17 protein-coding genes are annotated in these 18249 nt (G+C 71.9%); 6 read left to right on the forward strand and 11 right to left on the reverse strand.

Annotated features, from left to right (window positions below; translation table 11 throughout):
- Positions 1-94 precede the first annotated feature (94 nt).
- Genes rdgB through murI form a run of 3 tightly spaced genes read right to left on the reverse strand, consistent with a single transcriptional unit; the run spans position 95 to position 2258 of the window.
- Positions 95-688: an RdgB/HAM1 family non-canonical purine NTP pyrophosphatase gene (gene rdgB, locus PIJ49_RS04855; protein ID WP_271825985.1), complete on the reverse strand. Its 594-nt coding sequence runs from the start codon at positions 686-688 to the stop codon at positions 95-97.
- The gene (gene rph, locus PIJ49_RS04860; RefSeq protein ID WP_066652919.1) at positions 685-1416 is read right to left on the reverse strand and encodes a ribonuclease PH; all 732 of its coding nucleotides are present in this window, start codon (positions 1414-1416) and stop codon (positions 685-687) included. Before rph ends, rdgB begins: the two co-directional genes overlap by 4 nt.
- A complete protein-coding gene (murI, locus tag PIJ49_RS04865) occupies positions 1413-2258 on the reverse strand; it encodes a glutamate racemase (RefSeq protein WP_066652917.1) in 846 nt (281 codons plus the stop codon). The genes rph and murI overlap by 4 nt, the downstream gene beginning before the upstream one ends.
- On the opposite strand from murI, the gene PIJ49_RS04870 reads away from it, so the two are divergent.
- Positions 2246-3730, forward strand: a complete 1485-nt coding sequence (locus PIJ49_RS04870) for a nicotinate phosphoribosyltransferase (protein WP_442874600.1) — start codon at positions 2246-2248, stop codon at positions 3728-3730. The genes murI and PIJ49_RS04870 overlap by 13 nt on opposite strands.
- A 4-nt stretch (positions 3731-3734) precedes the next feature.
- On the opposite strand, the gene PIJ49_RS04875 is transcribed toward PIJ49_RS04870, so the two are convergent.
- The 3 genes from PIJ49_RS04875 to PIJ49_RS04885 form a co-directional block, all read right to left on the reverse strand.
- Complete coding sequence (locus PIJ49_RS04875; RefSeq protein WP_144411249.1) at positions 3735-3995, reverse strand: DUF3039 domain-containing protein; 261 nt, start codon at positions 3993-3995, stop codon at positions 3735-3737.
- Between the two features lie 192 nt (positions 3996-4187).
- The gene (locus PIJ49_RS04880; protein ID WP_144411248.1) at positions 4188-5759 is read right to left on the reverse strand and encodes an ABC transporter permease; all 1572 of its coding nucleotides are present in this window, start codon (positions 5757-5759) and stop codon (positions 4188-4190) included.
- On the reverse strand, positions 5735-7075 hold the full coding sequence (locus tag PIJ49_RS04885; protein WP_271825986.1) for an ABC transporter ATP-binding protein: 1341 nt from the start codon (positions 7073-7075) through the stop codon (positions 5735-5737). The genes PIJ49_RS04880 and PIJ49_RS04885 overlap by 25 nt, the downstream gene beginning before the upstream one ends.
- Before the next feature lie 333 nt (positions 7076-7408).
- On the opposite strand from PIJ49_RS04885, the gene PIJ49_RS04890 reads away from it, so the two are divergent.
- The 4 genes from PIJ49_RS04890 to PIJ49_RS04905 all read left to right on the forward strand — a co-directional run bounded on the left by PIJ49_RS04890 (position 7409) and on the right by PIJ49_RS04905 (position 10165).
- On the forward strand, positions 7409-8104 hold the full coding sequence (locus tag PIJ49_RS04890) for a phosphocholine cytidylyltransferase family protein (RefSeq protein WP_066652912.1): 696 nt from the start codon (positions 7409-7411) through the stop codon (positions 8102-8104).
- Between the two features lie 46 nt (positions 8105-8150).
- Positions 8151-8975: an ABC transporter permease gene (locus tag PIJ49_RS04895; RefSeq protein WP_251154730.1), complete on the forward strand. Its 825-nt coding sequence runs from the start codon at positions 8151-8153 to the stop codon at positions 8973-8975.
- A complete protein-coding gene (locus PIJ49_RS04900; protein WP_271825987.1) occupies positions 8975-9745 on the forward strand; it encodes an ABC transporter ATP-binding protein in 771 nt (256 codons plus the stop codon). Before PIJ49_RS04895 ends, PIJ49_RS04900 begins: the two co-directional genes overlap by 1 nt.
- Before the next feature lie 108 nt (positions 9746-9853).
- Positions 9854-10165, forward strand: a complete 312-nt coding sequence (locus PIJ49_RS04905) for a hypothetical protein (RefSeq protein WP_251154728.1) — start codon at positions 9854-9856, stop codon at positions 10163-10165.
- Between the two features lie 11 nt (positions 10166-10176).
- Here PIJ49_RS04905 and PIJ49_RS04910 read toward each other — a convergent pair whose 3' ends face one another.
- The 5 genes from PIJ49_RS04910 to PIJ49_RS04930 all read right to left on the reverse strand — a co-directional run bounded on the left by PIJ49_RS04910 (position 10177) and on the right by PIJ49_RS04930 (position 16666).
- On the reverse strand, positions 10177-11409 hold the full coding sequence (locus tag PIJ49_RS04910) for a CDP-glycerol glycerophosphotransferase family protein (RefSeq protein ID WP_271825988.1): 1233 nt from the start codon (positions 11407-11409) through the stop codon (positions 10177-10179).
- Between the two features lie 138 nt (positions 11410-11547).
- Positions 11548-12492 (reverse strand): glycosyltransferase family 2 protein, encoded by a 945-nt coding sequence (locus PIJ49_RS04915; RefSeq protein ID WP_271825989.1) that lies wholly within the window; start codon positions 12490-12492, stop codon positions 11548-11550.
- On the reverse strand, positions 12489-13307 hold the full coding sequence (locus PIJ49_RS04920) for a CDP-alcohol phosphatidyltransferase family protein (protein WP_271825990.1): 819 nt from the start codon (positions 13305-13307) through the stop codon (positions 12489-12491). Before PIJ49_RS04920 ends, PIJ49_RS04915 begins: the two co-directional genes overlap by 4 nt.
- Before the next feature lie 9 nt (positions 13308-13316).
- Entirely contained in the window at positions 13317-14360 is a 1044-nt protein-coding gene (locus tag PIJ49_RS04925) for a glycosyltransferase family 2 protein (RefSeq protein WP_251154726.1), read from the reverse strand.
- 218 nt (positions 14361-14578) lie between these two features.
- Positions 14579-16666, reverse strand: coding sequence for a S1C family serine protease (locus tag PIJ49_RS04930; RefSeq protein WP_271825991.1), 2088 nt, complete (start codon positions 16664-16666; stop codon positions 14579-14581).
- 221 nt (positions 16667-16887) lie between these two features.
- Here PIJ49_RS04930 and PIJ49_RS04935 point away from each other — a divergent pair, with 221 nt between their 5' ends.
- Positions 16888-18090 carry an aminotransferase class I/II-fold pyridoxal phosphate-dependent enzyme gene (locus tag PIJ49_RS04935; RefSeq protein WP_271825992.1) on the forward strand — a complete coding sequence of 401 codons (1203 nt, stop codon included), beginning with the start codon at positions 16888-16890 and terminating at the stop codon, positions 18088-18090.
- Positions 18091-18249: the final 159 nt, after the last annotated feature.

Consider the following 18249-nt stretch of genomic DNA (forward strand, 5'->3'; position numbering starts at 1 on the left):
ACGGGAACCCGTGGCGCGAGGTGTCGCTCGTTGTGCCTGGGCACGGAACGCCGCGCTGACGCCGGCGTCCCGCGGAGCCCTCCGACCGGTGTGGTCAGACCCCGAAGTACTCCCGGACGATCGGTGCGATCCCCCGGAACGCCTTCGACCGGTGCGACAGTGCGTTCTTCTCGTCGCGCGTCAGCTGTGCTGCCGAACGGTCGGCGTCGTCCGGCTGGAACACCGGGTCGTACCCGTGTCCGCCGTCGCCGATGGCCTCCGTCAGGACCTCGCCGTTCCAGACCGCCTCGAACAGGTGCTCCGTGCCGTCCGGGGTGACGAAGGCGGCGGCACACACGAACGCAGCGGTCCGCTCCACGACCCCCTCGAGGTTCCGCAGCAACAGCGCGATGTTGTCTGCGTCCACCCGCGTCCCGGCGTACCGGGCGGAGTGGATGCCGGGTGCCCCGCCGAGCGCGTCGACGGCGATCCCGGAGTCGTCGGCGAGCGCCGGCAGCCCGGTGTGCGCCACCGCCGCACGGGCCTTGATGAGCGCGTTCGCCGCGTAGGTGTCGCCGTCCTCGACGGGCTCCGGACCGTCGTACCCGACGAGCTCGACGCCCGCGCCGAGGGCCTCGCCGAGGATCCCGCGCAGCTCGACGACCTTGCCCTGGTTGTGCGTCGCCAGGACGACGGTGTGGCCGGTCACGCGAGGCCCAGCACGTCGCGCTGGATCGCCGCGAGCGACCGGTTGCCCGCGAGGCCGAGGTCGAGCAGCGTGTCCAGCTCGTCGCGGTCGAACGGCGCGTGCTCCGCCGTGCCCTGCACCTCGATGAACTTGCCGGAGCCGGTCGTCACGATGTTCATGTCGGTGTCGGCTGCGGAGTCCTCGGTGTAGGCGAGGTCGAGCATCGGCTCCCCCCCGACGATGCCGACCGAGATCGCCTGCACGCTGTCGGTCAGCGGCGTCGCCTTCTTGGCGATGAAGCCCTTGTCGCGGCCCCACTCGATCGCGTCCACCATCGCCACGTAGGCGCCGGTGATCGACGCGGTGCGGGTCCCGCCGTCGGCCTGGAGCACGTCGCAGTCGAGGACGAGGGTGTTCTCGCCGAGGCCCTTCATGTCCACGACCGCTCGGAGCGACCGCCCGATGAGCCGCGAGATCTCGTGCGTCCGTCCACCGACCTTGCCCTTGATCGACTCGCGCTGCATGCGCTCGTTCGTCGACCGCGGCAGCATCGAGTACTCGGCGGTGACCCAGCCGGTGCCCTTGCCGGCCATCCAGCGCGGCACACCGTTCGTGAAGGACGCCGTGCACAGCACCTTCGTGTTGCCGAACGAGATGAGTGCGCTGCCCTCGGCCTGCGAACTCCACCCCCGCTCGATGCTGACCGGACGGTGGTCGGTGGCACTGCGGCCGTCGATGCGGGTGCTCATGGGGTCCTTTCGGTTCGGGGCAGCGTGATGGCCCCGGTCTGGAGGTGTCCGACGCTCGAGACCTCGGGACCGAGGAAGCGCCGGGCGAGCCGGATGAAGCCGTTCTTGTCGTCGCCGGTGGCCTCGAACGCGTAGGTCGGCGGTTCCGGGGTGGTGCGTTCGAGCCCGTGCTCGACGAGCCGACGGTAGACGTCGTTCGCGGTCTCCTCGGCGCTCGACACGAGCGTGACGTCCGGGCCCATCACGTACTGGATCGCCGCGGACATCAGCGGGTAGTGGGTGCACCCGAGCACGAGCGTGTCGACGTCGGCGGCGCGGATCGGCGCGAGGTACTGCGCCGCCACCTCACGGAGCGCCGGCGACGAGGTGTCCCCGGCCTCGACGAACTCGACGAAGCGCGGGCACGCCGCGAGGGACAGGGTGACGTCGGCAGCCACGGCGAACGCGTCCTCGTACGCCCGCGAGGCGATGGTCCCCACCGTCCCGATCACCCCGACCCGACCGGTCCGGGTCTGCTTCACGGCGGCACGGGCGGCCGGCTGGATCACCTCGACGACGGGGATGCCGTACGCCTGCTCGTAGCGTTCCCGAGCATCGCGGAGCACGGCGGAGGACGCGGTGTTGCACGCGATCACCAGCGCCTTCACGCCCTGGTCGACGAGGTCGTCCATCACCTCGAGCGCGTACCGCCGGACGTCGGCGATCGGCTTCGGGCCGTAGGGCGAGTGCACGGTGTCCCCGACGTAGCGGATGCTCTCGCGCGGCAGCTGGTCGATGATCGCCCGCGCGACCGTCAGTCCACCGACCCCGCTGTCGAAGACTCCGATCGGTGCATCCGTCACCCGCCCAGCGTACCGAGCCGCACCCGCCCGGCGCCCGACCACGCGCGCCCCGCGCCTCGGCACCGCGACGTCGCCCCGGCTCCGCGACGTCGCCCCGGCTCCGCGACGTCGCCCCGGCTCCGCGACGTCACCGCGGCACAGCGACGTCACCTCGGCACCGGGAGGTCACTAGTGTCGGACGCGTGACCAGCGCGCTCCTCACGGACCAGTACGAACTCACCATGGTGGACGCCGCCCTCAAGGACGGCACCGCCGATCGACGCTGTGTGTTCGAGGTGTTCGCCCGCCGCCTCCCCGACGGCCGCCGCTACGGTGTCGCCGCCGGTCTCGGGCGCTTCCTCACGGCGCTCACGGAGTTCCGCTTCGGCGACGAGGAGATCGGCTTCCTCCGCGACCGCGGCGTGATCGACGAGGGGACGGCTCGGTGGCTCGCGGACTACCGGTTCACCGGGGACGTCCGCGCCTACCGCGAGGGCGAGGTCTTCTTCCCCGACTCCCCCGTGCTGCAGGTCGAGGGGACGTTCGCCGAGTCGGTGGTCCTCGAGACCCTCGCGCTCAGCATCTTCAACGCCGACTCCGCCATCGCCGGCGCAGCCGCCCGCATGGTGTCCGCCGCCGACGGCCGTCCGCTCGCCGAGATGGGCTCGCGACGCACCGGCGAGTGGAACGCCGTCGCCGCCGCCCGCGCCGCGTACATCGCGGGCTTCGGCGCGACGAGCAACCTCGAGGCCGGCCGCACCTGGGGCATCCCGACGATGGGCACCGCCGCGCACGCGTTCACGCTCCTGCACGACTCCGAGGAGGCCGCGTTCCGCTCGCAGCTCGACGCCCTCGGCGACGGCACCACGCTGCTCGTCGACACGTACGACATCGAGGCAGCGGTGGAGACCGCCGTCCGGCTCACCGACGGCCGGCTCGGCGCGGTCCGCATCGACAGCGGTGACCTGCCGAGCGTCGTCGCCGCGGTCCGCGCGCAGCTCGACCGGCTCGGTGCCCCGGCGACGAAGATCACCGTGACGAACGACCTGGACGAGTACACGATCGCCGCGCTCCGGGCCGCGCCGGTCGACTCCTACGGTGTCGGCACGAGCGTCGTGTCCGGTTCGGGCCACCCGGCGGCCGGCATGGTGTTCAAGCTCGTCGCGCACCAGACCCCGGCGGGCGACGAGTGGGTCCCCGTCGCGAAGAAGTCCGCGGACAAGGCCTCGACCGGTGGGCGCAAGGAGGCCGGCCGGCGCCTCCGCAACGGCATCGCCACCGCCGAGGTCGTCCTGACCTCCGGTCGCCTCGGCCCCGACGAGCGACCCCTGCTCGTCCCCGTGGTGGACCACGGCGAGGTCGACCCGGCGTTCCTCGGGGTCGCCGGCGTCGAGGCGGCTCGGGCGCACCACGAGCGCGCCAAGGCGGAGCTCCCGGTGGACGCGTCCCGCATCGGACGCGGCGACCCGGCGATCCCCACCCTGGTGGTCTAGCGGACTACTCGGACTTCATCTTCTCGTAGATGGCCTTGCAGTCCGGGCACACCGGGAACTTCTCCGGGTCGCGGCCCGGCACCCACTTCTTGCCGCAGAGCGCCTTGACCGGCTTGCCGGAGAGTGCGGACTGCAGGATCTTGTCCTTCTTCACGTAGTGCGAGAACCGCTCGTGGTCGCCGGGCTCGATCGCCTCTTCCTCGAGGAGCTTCTCGAGCTCGCGGTCCATCACGTCGAGGCCGCCGCCGGGTTCCGTCATGCTCATGGGTCCAGGGTACGACGATGCGGCCGACGCCGCGACGGACGGGAGGCACGGGTTCGCCCCGCCACGCGGCTCACCTGCACCGAGGACGGACGGGAGGCACGGGACGGTCCCGCCACGCGCCTCCCGTCCGACGGTGCGTGCCGACGGGAGGCACGGCGTCGGGCCACAGCGTGCCTCCCGGCCGGCAGTCGCTCAGTTCCGCTGCGCCGCAGCGAGCAGGTCGGGACCGCGCCGGTCGAAGAGCCGACCGCCGACGGCCACGCCGGTCACGAGCACGACGACACCGACGGCGATGCCGACGAGGAGCGTCGCGAGTGCCCAGGGTTCCGGACCCTCGACCGCGGTGAGCACCGCCAGCCAGCCCGCGGGGACGAGCGACGCCAGGATGCCGACGATCATCGTCGTCTGCGCGACCGCGGCCGTCGTCCCGGCGGCCTGCGGCTGCTGGAACGGGTGGTCGCCGGGGCGGACGGTCGGGTACGGCAGCAGGACGGAGACGACGCTCGACAGCCCGAGCCCGGCGAGCAGTGCACCCACTGCGATGCCGGTGAGCACCGGGAAGGCCGTGGGGTCCCCGAAGAGCGCGGCGGACACGGCGGCGCCCGCCACGACGAGCGGCAGTCCGACGACGAGCAGGGGCACGAGTCGCCCGAGCCGGTCGGTCCAACCGGGAGCGCCCGACGCCACGTGCAGCCAGACCGCGGTGTTGTCGTAGGAGACGTCGTTGTGGGGCAGGAACCCGGCGATGAGTGCCATGAGCGGCAGCGGGACCAGCGCGGTCCAGTGCCACGGCACGCCGGCGACTCCGAGCGGGAGCACCACGAGCGGCACGAACAGGATGACCAGGTAGGACATCCGGTAGCGCGGGTCACGGCCCCAGTACGTCAGCGCCCGGGCGGCGACCGCGCCGACCGGCGTCGAGCCCAGGCCGGCGAACCAGCCGAGCCCGCGGTAGCGGCGGGTGCCGGCGCGTCCGTCCGCGGCCTCGAGTGCGGCGCCGACCAGCGCCCACCAGGCCCACGCGAGCAGTGCGACGGTGACCAGGGCGACCAGCAGCTTCAGGAGCCCCTCGCCGACGCGACCGCTCGCCACGTCCGCCGGGACCGCCCAGGCGGCACCCCACGGCGTCCACCCGGCGACGTCGGCGATCCGCTGGAGCTCGGTGCTGGCGGGGTCGAGCCAGTCGCTGCGGAACAGCAGCGACGCCACCGGCAGTCCCAGCACGACGATCACGAGGGCGGCGAGCCAGCCGGCGTCGCGCGACCGGTGCGGTCCGACGAAGGTCGCACCGACGGCGCTGCCGACCCGCAGCAGCAGGGCGCAGGTCAGGGTGCCGAGCAGTGCGGCGACGACGGCCAGCACCGCGGTGCCGCCGCTGCGCGACCACGCTCCGACCTGCCCGACCGCGACGACCGCGACGGCGAGCACCGGGACGCCCACGAGTCCGGCGACGCCGAGACCGACGGCGAGGTGACGGCGGTCGATCCCGTACACGGCGAAGCGGCGCGGGTCGAACTGGTCGCTGCGGCCGACGACGAGCGGCACCAGCGTGAGTGCGAGGGCGACGAACGTGCCGACGGGGACCGCGACCGACCGCGCGACCTCGACGGGTGCCTGCCGCAGCGCGAGGAGCTCGCCGGCCACCACCACGGCGGCGACCAGGCCGAGCAGGGACCCGAGCACCACGAGGACCGACCGTCGGGCTCCCCCACGGACCTCGCCCGCGAGCAGGTCGACCCTCAGTCGGAGAAGCTGTGCAACCATTCCATGCTCTCTGCCACGACGCGGCCGCCCGCGAGTTCGACGAACTTGTCCTCGAGGCTCTTGCGCCCGCGGACCTGCGCCATCGTGCCGGAGGCGAGGACCTTGCCGCCGACGATGATCGCGACGGAGTCGCACGTGCGCTGCACGAGCTCCATGGAGTGGCTGGAGAGCACCACGGTGCCGCCGCCGCGGGTGTACCGCCGCAGGATGTCCGTGATCGTCGCCGCGCTCACCGGGTCGACCGACTCGAACGGCTCGTCGAGCACGAGGACGCGCGGCGAGTGGATCAGGGTCGCGGCGAGCGCGATCTTCTTCGCCATGCCGACCGAGTAGTCGGCGACCTGGCGCCCGAGCGCCTCGCCGAGACCGAACGCCTCGGCCAGGTCGGTGCTGCGCTTCCGTGCGGTCGCACCGTCGAGCCCACGGAGCGTGGCCGAGTAGTGCAGCAGCTGCGCGCCGGTGAGCCGGTCGAACAGCCGGAGCCGGTCGGGCAGCACACCGAGGGCGCGCTTGGCCGCCGTCGGGTCGGACCAGACGTCGTGGTCGAGGACGGTCACGGTGCCCGCGTCGGGCCGGAGGAGACCGGTGACCATCGAGAGCGTGGTGGTCTTGCCGGCGCCGTTCGGTCCGACGACGCCGAAGATCGAACCCTGGCGGATCTCGAGGTCGACCTCGTCCGCGGCGAGGGTCTGGCCGTACCGCTTCACGAGGCCGCTCGCGCGGAGCACGACGGGCTGCTGCGCCTGTGCGGTCTGCGTCGCGGCGGCGGTGGCGGTCGGCTGGCGTCCGGGAGCGCGCTTCTCCTTCGCCGTGGAGCCGGCCGCAGCGGTCTTCGGCGTGCCCGCACGCTGGGTCGTCCCCGTGCTCGACGCGTCGTCCCCGGCCGCGCCGGAGCCGGTGGCGGTCGTGTCGGTGGGCTGTGCGGGCGTCGCGGGGCCCGAGGGTCGTGCGGCACGCCCCTTGCCCTTGCCCTTGCCCTTGCCCTTGCGGGGAGTGCGGTCCGACGCGGCGGCCGTGGCCGTCGGTGCGCCGGTCGCCGCAGCAGCGGTGGCGGGTGCGCTCGTCGCAGCAGCTGCCGGTCGCGCGGCGACGGCGGTCTCCGGGTCGGCGCCCTGGTCGGGTGCACCTTCGTCGTGGCCGACCGCGACGGCCGCACCCGTCGTGTCGTCGGTCATCTCGTCATCATCGGAGGCGTCGTCGCGCGCATCCTCGTCCCCCGTGTCGTCGTCGGCCGCGTCACCGGACGGTCCGTCCGCGTCCGCCAGCCAGGCGGCGTCGGACGTCGCGTACACGTCGTCGTCATCAGCTGCAGCCACCGCCCCACCGTACCAACGCGCCGGACGCGGCCGACCCCGACCGGCGGCGCGTCCGCGAGGGCCTCGGTACCGAACCGGTCACAGGATCACGAAATGAGCACGAAGCACGCAGGGGTGTACCCCGGAGCGCACTCGTTCCGTATCATTCACCAGGGCACGACGGAGTGTTCACCACATGGAAACCTGCCCGGACGGGCGCCCGTGGCCGCTCGTCCCCCGCACGAAGGTGCAGGAAGCGCACGCTCACGGCGAACTCGGACCCGGAGCGGGCACACTCGACGAGGCCCGCCCGTGCCCCACGCGGCGCGCGGGCGGACACCAGAAGGGACCAGCATGACCACGCAGATCGTCATCCTCGCAGCGGGGATGGGCAGCCGACTCGGTCGGAGCCTGCCGAAGCCGCTGACCGAACTCAGCGACGGCCGCACCATCATGCAGCAGCAGTTCGACAACATCCGAGCCGCCTTCGGCTCGAGCGCCCGCGTCACGATCGTCGTCGGCTACAAGTCCGAGTACATCGTCGAGGCGTTCCCCGAGGCGAACTTCGTCTACAACGAGTCCTACGACTCGACGAACACGTCGAAGAGCCTGCTGCGCGCGCTCAAGGCGACCGGCAAGAGCGGCGTCCTGTGGATGAACGGCGACGTCGTCTTCGACCCGCGCGCCCTCGTCCGTGCCGCGGACATGATGGACCAGGACCGCTCGTTCGTCAGCGTCAACACCGAGAAGGTCTCCGACGAGGAGGTCAAGTACACGGTCGACGCCGACGGCTGCATCAAGGAGCTCTCGAAGCGGGTCGTGGGCGGACTGGGCGAGGCCGTGGGCATCAACTACGTCTCCTCGCGCGACAAGCAGGCGCTCATCCGCCAGCTCGGCCGCGTCGACGACCAGGAGTACTTCGAGGGCGGCATCGAGGCTGCCATCGCCGAGGACGGGCTACGCTGGTCGCCGATCGACATCTCCGACCTGTACGCGGTCGAGATCGACTTCGCCGAGGACCTCCAGCGCGCGAACGACCTGTTCGCCTGAACCACTGTCAGGACCCCCTCGGCGGTTCCGCCCGGAGGGAAGCCGCGTGACCACAGCGAGTGCGCCGACCGCGCCCGCGACGACCGCATCGACGTCGTCCCGGAGCGCCGGTCGGCGGTACCGCCAGGCACTCTGGCTGCTGACCGTGCGGGACCTGCGCGTCCGGTACTCGACGTCCGCGCTCGGGTACCTGTGGTCGATCCTCGACCCGCTGGTGATGTCGGCGATCTACTGGTTCGTCTTCACCCAGGTCTTCCACCGGGGATCCGTGGGCGAGGAACCGTACATCGTCTTCCTGCTGTCGGCGTTGCTGCCGTGGATGTGGTTCACCGGAGCGGTGTCGGACTCGACCCGTGCCTTCACGAAGGAGGCGAAGCTGATCCGGTCGACGACGATCCCCCGGAGCATCTGGGTCGCCCGGGTGAACGCGTCGAAGGGCATCGAGTTCCTGCTGAGCCTGCCGGTGCTCGCGGTCTTCGCGATCGCCGCCGGTGCGCACCTGCACTGGGAACTGGCGCTGTACCCGCTGGCCATCGTGCTGCAGTGCGCCCTGGTCTACGGGATCGGGCTGATCGTCGCACCCCTGGTCGTCTTCTTCCGTGACCTGGAACGCGCCGTGAAGCTCGTCCTGCGGTTCCTGTTCTACGCGTCGCCGATCATCTACGGCACGCAGGCCCTGCCCGACCGGCTGCACGACATCGCCGCACTGAACCCGCTCAGCGGCATCTTCGGCCTGTACCGCTCCGCGTTCTTCCCCGGCCAGCTCGACTGGCTCGAGGTCGGCGTGTCGGTGGTGGTCACCGCCGTGGTCCTCGCCGTCGGTCTCGTCGTGTTCCGCCGGAGCGAGCACCGCGTCCTGAAGGAGCTGTGATGACCGCGACCGACCGGACCGCGCCGTCCACGAGCGTGGCGCCCGTGATCTCCGTGCGCGACGCCGGGATCCGGTTCAAGCGCAACCGCCGCGCGAGCCGGAGCTTCAAGGACCTGTTCGCCGGGAGCAACCGCCGCAAGCGCGCGGACGAGTTCTGGGCGCTCCGCAACGTGTCGTTCGACGTCCGACCGGGCGAGGCCATCGGCGTCGTCGGACGCAACGGTCAGGGGAAGTCCACCCTGCTCAAGCTCGTCGCGCAGGTCATGCTGCCGGACGAGGGACGGATCCGTGTCGATGCGGGTGTCGCTCCGCTCATCGAGATCACCGGCGGCTTCGTCGGCGACCTCACCGTCCGGGACAACGTGTACCTGACAGCGGGTCTGCACGGGATGTCCCGGGCCGAGATCCGCGACGCCTTCGACGAGATCATCGACTTCGCCGAGATCGGCGACTTCGTCGACACCCCCTACAAGCACCTGTCGAGCGGCATGAAGGTGCGCATCGCGTTCGCGGTGATCTCGCGGTTGGACGAACCGGTGATCCTGGTGGACGAGGTCCTGGCGGTGGGTGACAAGAGCTTCCGCGAGAAGTGCTACAAGCGCATCGAGGAGCTGCTGTCCGGTGGCCGGACGCTGTTCTTCGTCTCGCACAACGACAAGGACCTGCGTCGCTTCTGCGACCGGGGGCTCTACCTCGACAAGGGGCGTCTGCAGCTCGACGACACGATCGAGGCAGCCCTGGCGCGGTACGCGGCCGACCACGGGGCCTGAGCTCCGCTCCTCCACACCCGGGCCCCGCCGTCCCCTCGTCCACAAGCCGAGGCACCAGCGCACTCCCCCGGGCTCCCGACGTCGGCCCCTCCCCCTACCGTGGCCCGCATGCACCACCCACCCACGGCCTACGCAGTCCCGTTCACCGTCGACCGATCCTGGGCACCACGTCGCTACGACCTGGTGAACACCGGGCCGGAGCCGCTCCACGCGATCTCCCTCACGCACCTCGGCAGCGGGTACTGCCCGCCGCTGGCGGTCAACCGTCTCGACCCGGGTCGATCCCTGTCGATCGCGGTGTTCGGCGCCGACCCCGAGCAGACCGGCATCGTGGTCGTCCGGTGGCGGCGCCCGGACCGTTCCGAGTACCTGTGGCGGATGTCACTCGTGGGCGACCGTCTGGTCGGCCTCGCGTCGTGACGACCGCAGGGTCAGCCCTCGCCGCGCTCCCGGGCGACCTCGTGCCAGCGCGCCACGAGACGGTCGACGGCAGCGTGCAGCCGGCGCGTCGCGACGCCGGGTGTGGTGTCGCCGAAGTACCGCTCGACCCAGTGCTGCAGCGTCGCGAGCTCCTCGGCGTCGTTCGCGGCGGCGTCCACCCGCGCGACCACGTCGGCGGCGTCCTCGGCGAGCAGCCAGTTCGCGGCGCCGAGGTACCCGCGCTCGTCCACGTCGGCCTCGGGTGCCGCAGGACGCGTCACGAGCAGCGGCTTGCCGACGGCCAGTCGGTCGTAGATCATCGCGCTGATGTCGGTCACGGCGACGTCCGCGTCCGCGAGCTGCCACCCGAGCTGCGGGCCGTCGTCGTACACGTGGTGCGCAGACGGGTCGGCGGCGTTCGCGGCGGTGATCGCGGCGACGATGCGCTCGTGGGCAGCACGGTAGTCCTGGTCGAGCACGCCGCTGCGCGGGTGCGGCCGGTACACCAGCCGGTGTCGACCGGTCGCGAGCAGGCGCTCGGCGAGCTCGACCCCGTGCGACGCGATCGAGCCGTACGCGGCGGCGGCGCGGTCGCCCTCCCACGTGGGCGCGTAGAGCACCACGGTCCGGTCGTCGTGGGGGTACGGCACCGCGCCGGCGAAGTGGTCGGCCTGCGGGCGTCCGATGGCGATGGTGCGGTGGTCCACGTCGTAGTCCCACAGGGCGGCACGCAGGCGGTCCCTGGCGGCGTCTCCCGCGATCAGGGCGTAGTCGTACGCCTTGAACTGGTTGGTGGTCATGTACATCTTGTCGCTCTCGCCGTGGTTGACGAAGACGTGCCACATGCGCCCGTACCGCATCATCTGGAAGTTGCGGGCGTTCTGGTTGACGTACAGGACGATCTTCGGTGCCTGCTCCTCGACGAACCGTTCGAGGTCGACGACCTGGCGGGCGTACACCGCCGGGACGGGCGACTCGTCGAGCAGGGTCGTCATCGTGCCGGGGCTGCGGGAGATGATCGCGACGGGGTGCTCGCGGGCGAGTTCCGCCAACGGTGCGTACCACTGCCGGAGCTGGTACATGTTCACCTTGCCGTCGGCGAAGTAGACCGCGACCTCGATCGAGCGCGGTGCGAGCTCCGGGACCGCCGGGAGCCGGCGGGCGAGCTCCTGCCGGTTCTGACGGGCACGCAGCAGGCGGCGGGCGAGACGGATCGCGGTCCGGACGTCCTTGGTGATCGGCATGGTGGTCCTCAGGCTACGGGCGGTTGCTGGGCGGTGTGCTCGGCGACGACGGCAGTGACGAAGGGTGTGGTGCGGGCAGCGACGGGGTGCTCGACCGCGGACGCCCGGTCGGGGCGCCGGGACGTCCGGGCGGCGGTGTCAGACGACGGGTGGCCGACCGGCCAGCGTCATCCGGGCGATGGTCAACCACCCCATGGGCCGCGACGGTCCGCAGTCCGCCGTCCAGCCCTCCCGGATCCCCGCGAACCACGTCCGCAGGCGCACGGGGTGTCGCCACCAGCGCGCCACCTGGATCGCGGCCCACGACCCGACGTAGACGGGTCGCAGTGCCACCGGCAGGTTGCGGCGTGCCAGGAACACGCGGTTGCGGGCGTTCAGCCGGATGTACTCGGCGTGCCGGGCGGGGTCGATCGCCGGATGGTGCGCGACCAGGTCACCGGCGTACCAGGCGCGTCGACCGGCGTCCCACACACGCCACGCCAGCTCGATGCCCTCGTGCGCGTAGAAGTACGGTGCACCCCACCCGCCGACGGCGCGGTGGACGTCCATCGGCAGGAGCACGGCCCCCTCCCACACCGAGAAGACCGGCGACGAGTCGGTCGCAGCGCCCTTGCGGATGCGCGGCACCCAGCGACGGGGGTTCGCCGATCCGGTCGGGTCGACCACCCGCGGCTGCACCAGGCCGAGCGACGGGTCGCGTTCGAGCAGTGCCACGGCGTCACGCAGGAAGGTCGGCGACGGGATCGACGCGTCGTCGTCGAGGAAGAACACGTAGTCGCCGTCGACGACTGCTGCTCCGGCGTTGCGACCGGCGGGGATCCCGACGTTCTCGGGCAGCGCGAGCGCACGGACGCCCTCGGGCAACCCCGTCGGCTCCCAGCCGTTGCCGACGCACACGACGTCGAGCTCGACGTCCTGCTGCGCGAGCACGCTCGTCAGCCCACGGCGGAGGTCGTCCGGACGGGTGCCCTGGGACAGGCTCACGACGGCGATGCGCGGGCGCTGCCGGTGCGGGACGGCGTTCCGACGGTGGGTCCCGGGCAACGCCTCCGGTGTGGCGCCCGTCGTCGCCCCCGAGGTCATGCCCGCACCCGCTTCGACGAGATGATGGCGACGAAGTGACCGGCCGTGGCGAGGACGGCGAGCGGCAACAGCGCCCCGACCAGGACCCGGTCGACCAGCGGGCTGCCGACGACGAGCCCGAGCAGTGCGAACACGAACGCCAGGATGGTCAGCTCGACCGAGTGGTACAGGCGGTGGAAGGGCAGGAAGCGTGCGAAGCGACGGAGCGTCGCCAAGCGCCGCCCGGACGGGGCCGTGCCGGCGTCCCGGCGGTCGACGAGCTTCTCGAGCCCGGCGTTCGCGCGGGCGACGTGGACCATGTCGTTGAGCGCCTTGTTGAGCACGATCACCAGGCCGAGCGCGCACCCGATCGTCGTCCACATCCAGTCCGCGCCGTGGACCGGCCAGGTCGCGGCGCGGACGCCGAGCGCGATCGGGATGAGTCCCTCGGTCGTGTAGTGCCCGACCTTGTCGAGGAACACCCCGGCGGGCGACCGGATGCCGCGCCACCGGGCGACCTCACCGTCACAGCAGTCCACGAGCATCTGCAGCTGACCGAGCACGAGTGCGAGCAGTGCACCCCAGATGCCCGGGATCAGCAGCGCGGCGGCGACGCTCCACCCCACCAGGATCATCAGGCCGGTCACCTGGTTCGCCGAGACCCGCGTCCTGAGCAGCACCCAGGTCAGGTACGGCGACACGTCGCGCAGGTAGAGCGACGCCGTCCAGTGCTCGGCGTTCGCCCGCGAGCGGACCTCGTCGGGTTGGGCGACCGCACGGAGTTCGGCGATCGAGGTCGGGCGGGCGCTGCCGCGGCCGGTGGTGTCGTCGGTCAAGGGGTCAGGTCACCGTCCCGTGTGCGTGGTCAGCTCGGAGGTCCGGGTCAGGAACCCGATGATGAAACCGATGCCCCAACCGACGTGGATGCAGGGCAGCACGACGATCAGCCAGAGCATCGTGGGCAGCCCGGAACGCCGCGCCACGAGGACGGCGCCGAGCACGACGAAGAGCAGGTAGACGGCGGGGACGACGAAGCCCAGCGCCGCCCAGGCGACGGGCGACCCGAGCACGGCACCGACGATGCCGACGAGTCCGGCCACGATCCCGAGCGCCATCGCCACGACCATCGCCGGGGGCGCGAAGTACCGCAGGCCGTTGTTCGCCGGGAAGCGTCGGGCGAGCTCACCGCGCCACAGGCCCGTCGCGACGAACTGGCGCACCAGTCGTCGGAGGCTCGGCCGCGGCCGGTAGGTCACCACGAGTTCCGGGGTGAACCACACCGTGCCACCGGTCTGGCGCAACCGCCGGTTGAGTTCCCAGTCCTGGCCGCGCTTGATGCCCTCGTCGAAGAGTCCGACCTCGAACAGCCGGTCGCGTCGGAACACCCCGAGGTAGGCGGTCTCGGCCGGACCGGCCTTGCCACCGACGTGGTGCGGTGTCCCACCGAGGCCGACCCGGCTGCCGTAGGCGAGGGCGACAGCACGCTCGAACGGCGTGCGGCCCTCGGCGTGCATGATGCCACCGACGTTGTCCGCACCCGACTCGAGCAGCACGCGGACCGCGATCCGGGTGTAGTCCGACGGCAGCACCGAGTGGGCGTCGACCCGGATCACGATCGGGTGCACCGATGCTCGGATGGCGACGTTGAGCCCGGCGGGTGTGGAGCCGACGGGGTTCTCGATGGCCCGGACACGAGGATCGGCGGCGCTCATCTCGGCGACGAGTTCGTTCGTCCCGTCGATCGACGGTCCGAGCGCGAGGATCACCTCGAACGGACCCTCGTAGTCCTGCTCCAGCAGGCTCCCGACCGCCGCACGGACCTCGGTGACCTCGTTGAGCACCGGCATCACGTACGAGACCCCCGGCAGGGGCTGTCCGTCTGTCTGCATGCGGTCCTCGGGGTCGTGGCTGACGCGCGGAGCGCACCGTGGACCGGTACCGCCCCGGAGAGCAGCCATGAGCCTATCAAGCGGCCGGAGCACCCACCTGCGTCGGACCCGCCAGGGCGCCGACCGGCGGACCGCACCACGAGCCGCGGCGTGGCCGGACGACGGACGGGAGGCGCGGTGCCAGCCGGCACCGCGCCTCCCGTCCGTCGCTGGTCGCGTCAGCTCTTGTAGGTCCCGAGCGTGACGTCGGCCTCGCGCGTCTGACCGTCGCGGACGTAGGTGATCGTCGTCTTCGCACCGCCGGCGAAGAAGCGGACCTGCGCGGTCAGGTCGGTGGCGTCCGCCACCGATGCCGAGCCGATCTTCGTCACGACGTCGCCCTTCTGCAGACCGGCGTCCGCCGCCGCTCCGCCGGACGACACCGACTTGATGAGCGCACCCATCTGGGTGGCGTTCGCGTCCTCGGAGGCGTCGCCGACCGTCGCGCCGAGCAGACCGTGCGTCGCCGACCCGTTCTCACGGATCTCGTTCGCGACGCGCTGGACCAGGTTCGCCGGGATGGCGAAGCCGACACCGATGCTGCCCGACTGCGCGTCGGAGGACTGGGAGCTGCCCGCGCTCGCGATCGCGACGTTGATGCCGATCAGCTTGCCCTTCGAGTCGAGCAGGGCGCCGCCCGAGTTGCCGGGGTTGATCGACGCGTCGGTCTGGATGACCGGCAGCGAGACGGTCGTCTTGGTGGAGGATCCGCCGTTGCCCGGGAACTCGAACGGGCTGTCGCCGTTGCCGCCCTCGTTCGAGTCGCCGCCCTGGCTGGGGGCGCTCGAGGCGACCTGGATGCTGCGGTTCAGGGTCGAGACGATGCCGTCGGTGACGGTGTTCGACAGGCCGAGCGGCGCGCCGATCGCGACGGCGGTGTCACCGACGTTGAGCTCGGAGGAGTTCGCGAAGGAGATCGGCTTGGTGCCGGTCGCGTCGATCTTGATGACCGCGAGGTCGACCGTCGGGTCGGTGCCGACGAGCTTCGCCGGGTAGATCCTGCCGTCGGACGTCGTGACCGTGATCGTGCCGTTCGAGCTGTCACCGTCGAGGGTCACCACGTGGGTGTTCGTGACGATGTACCCGTCCTTCGTGAAGAAGACACCGGAGCCGGTGCCGCCCGCGGAGCCCGAGGAGACGTTGATCGTGACGACGGACGGCGTCGCCTGCGCGGCGACCGCGGTCACGACGGTGGCGTTGTTGTAGTCGTTGACCGTGAGGTTGCCGCCGTTCTGCGACGAGCCGGAGCCGATCACGGTGGTGCCGCCGCCCTGGGCTGCACCGGCCGCCCAACCGGCGCCGCCGCCGACCAGGCCGGCGAGCACCAGACCCGCGACGATCGGCAGGACGAGCTTGTTGCGGCCGCCCTTCCCGTTCGCGGTCGTGCCCGTTGCGGCACCCGTGGCGGTCCCGGTCGCCGCACCCGCGGCAGCGCCGCCGAAGTAGTGGCCGTTGCGCTGGTTCGAGCCGTCCACGTCGCCGAAGGCGCTGGCAGACGAGGGGGCCTGGGCGGAGCCGGGGTACGAGGCGCTCTGCGGTGCGCCGTACTGCGAGCCGACCTGCGGCGTGCCCTGGGCGTACTCGCCGTAGCGGGGCTGGCCCTGGGAGCGGCCGTACTGGTCCTGACCGTACGGGGTCGGGTTCTGGGTCTGGCCGTACTGGCTCTGGCCGTCCTGGCCGTACTGGCTCTGGCCGTACTGGTTCTGGCTCTGGCCGTACTGGTTCTGGCTCTGGCCGTACTGGTTCTGGTCCTGGCCGTACTGGCTCTGGCCGTACTGGCTCTGGTCCTGGCCGTACTGGCCCTGGCCGTACTGGCTCTGTCCGTACTGGCCCTGGCCGTACTGGCCCTGGTCCTGGTCCTGGCCGTACTGGCCTTGGCCGTACTGGCTCTGACCCTGGCCGTACTGGCTGTGCCCGTACCGGTCGTCGCCCCGCCCGTGGTGAGCGTTGTCGGAGCCGTAGGGGCTGGCCTGCTGCCCGGCATCGCTGCCGTCGCGGTCGCGGTCGATGGTCGGGTAGGGCGCGGTGTAGCGGTCCGTCGTGGTGTCGGTCCCCGCAGCGATGACGTCGGTCTCGGCCCCGTGGGCGTCGTCGATGACGTCGGTGTGGTCGTGGTCCGTACGGCGGTCGGCGGGCTGTCCGGAGACGTCCTGCGTCGACGTGCCCTCGCCGGAGGTGGCGCGCGAGGCGTCCTCGGCTGCGGCCCGGTGGTCGGTTTCCTCGGGGCGGTTGTCGTCGCCCTGGCCGTGTGGCGTGGTGTCGGTCATGCTGGACGTGCTCCTTTCAAGCTCGTGCAGTCTTCCGGACCCACCTGAGCGGTGCTCCTGCTGGCGCTGCAAGCGACCTATGGCGATCTTATGCGTGGGCTGTGGACGCGTTCCCGGTCTCGCGGCGCCGGGTGACCCGCAGGACGCGCACTGCCGATCCGTCCGACTAGGTTGGGGCCTCCAGGCCGTCGACCCGCGCCGCGCGCACCGGAGGGACCACCATGCACCGCACCGGACCCTGGCTCCGAGCTGCCGAGGGAGCGATGCTGCTCGGTCCCGACGGTGTCCCTGCGCCGACCGTCTTCGCCGAGATGAGCGCGCTCGCTGCCGCCACCGGCGCCGTCAACCTCGGCCAGGGCTTCCCCGACCAGGACGGCCCGGTCGAGGTGCTCGACGCCGCGGTCGACGCGATCCGCCGCGGTGTGAACCAGTACCCGCCCGGCCGCGGGGCGCCGGAGCTCCGGGAAGCGATCGCCGAGCACCAGACGCACTGGTACGGGCTGACGGTCGACCCGGACCGCGAGGTCCTCGTCACCGCCGGCGCGACCGAGGCCCTCGCCGCGACGCTGCTCGCGTTCGTCGAGCCGGGCGACGAGGTCGTCACCTTCGAGCCCTTCTACGACGCGTACGGGGCGCTGATCCGTCTCGCCGGCGGCACCCACGTCACGGTTCCCCTGACGGCACCGGACTTCCTGCCGGACGAGGACACCCTGCGTGCCGCGTTCACCGACCGCACGCGGGTCGTGCTGGTGAACACACCGCACAACCCGACCGGGCGGGTCCTCCCCCGCGAGGTCCTGGCCACCGTCCTCGAGCTCGCCGAGCGGCACGACGCCCTGGTCGTCACCGACGAGGTGTACGAGCACCTCACCTTCGGCGCACCGCACGTCCCCGTCGCGACCCTGCCCGGTGCAGCGGACCGGACGATCACGATCTCCAGCGCTGGCAAGACCTTCAGCACCACCGGCTGGAAGATCGGCTGGCTCACGGCGGCACCCGCACTCGTCGAGGCCGTCGTCTCGGTCAAGCAGTACCTGACGTTCGTGAACGGGGCTCCCTTCCAGCCCGCGGTCGCAGCCGGGCTCCGTCTGCCCGACGAGGTGTTCCACGGCATCGCGCGGGAGCTGTCCGAGAAGCACGAACTGCTCGCGGGCGGGCTCCGCGCGTCCGGCTTCGAGGTGATGCACCCGGACGGTGGGTACTTCGTCCTCGCGGACACCGCACCGCTCGGGTACGACGACGCCCGGGAGTTCTGCCTGCGGCTCCCCGGACTCGCCGGGGTCGTCGGCGTCCCCGTGTCGGCGTTCGTCCGACCGGAGCGCGCGGCGGGCTACCGGTCGCTCGTGCGCTTCGCGTTCTGCAAGCGCCGCGACGTCCTGTCCGAGGCCGTCAGCCGCCTCGCAGCCCTCGGCCCGACCCGCTGACCCGGAGTCGTGCCCGCACCCGCCCCCACGGCACATCCCGTGCTCCGGTGCGCCGCACCCGACGTGCACGTCCGCCGCCGTCCCGCGCGGACCAGCCGAGCGGGCCTCTTCTGCACTTCTCGCCGCACCGAGCCGCCGTTTCCGCCCGCTCGGCGAGGC

The organism is Curtobacterium uvaldense (genome assembly GCF_028307415.1).
Lineage (GTDB): Bacteria > Actinomycetota > Actinomycetes > Actinomycetales > Microbacteriaceae > Curtobacterium.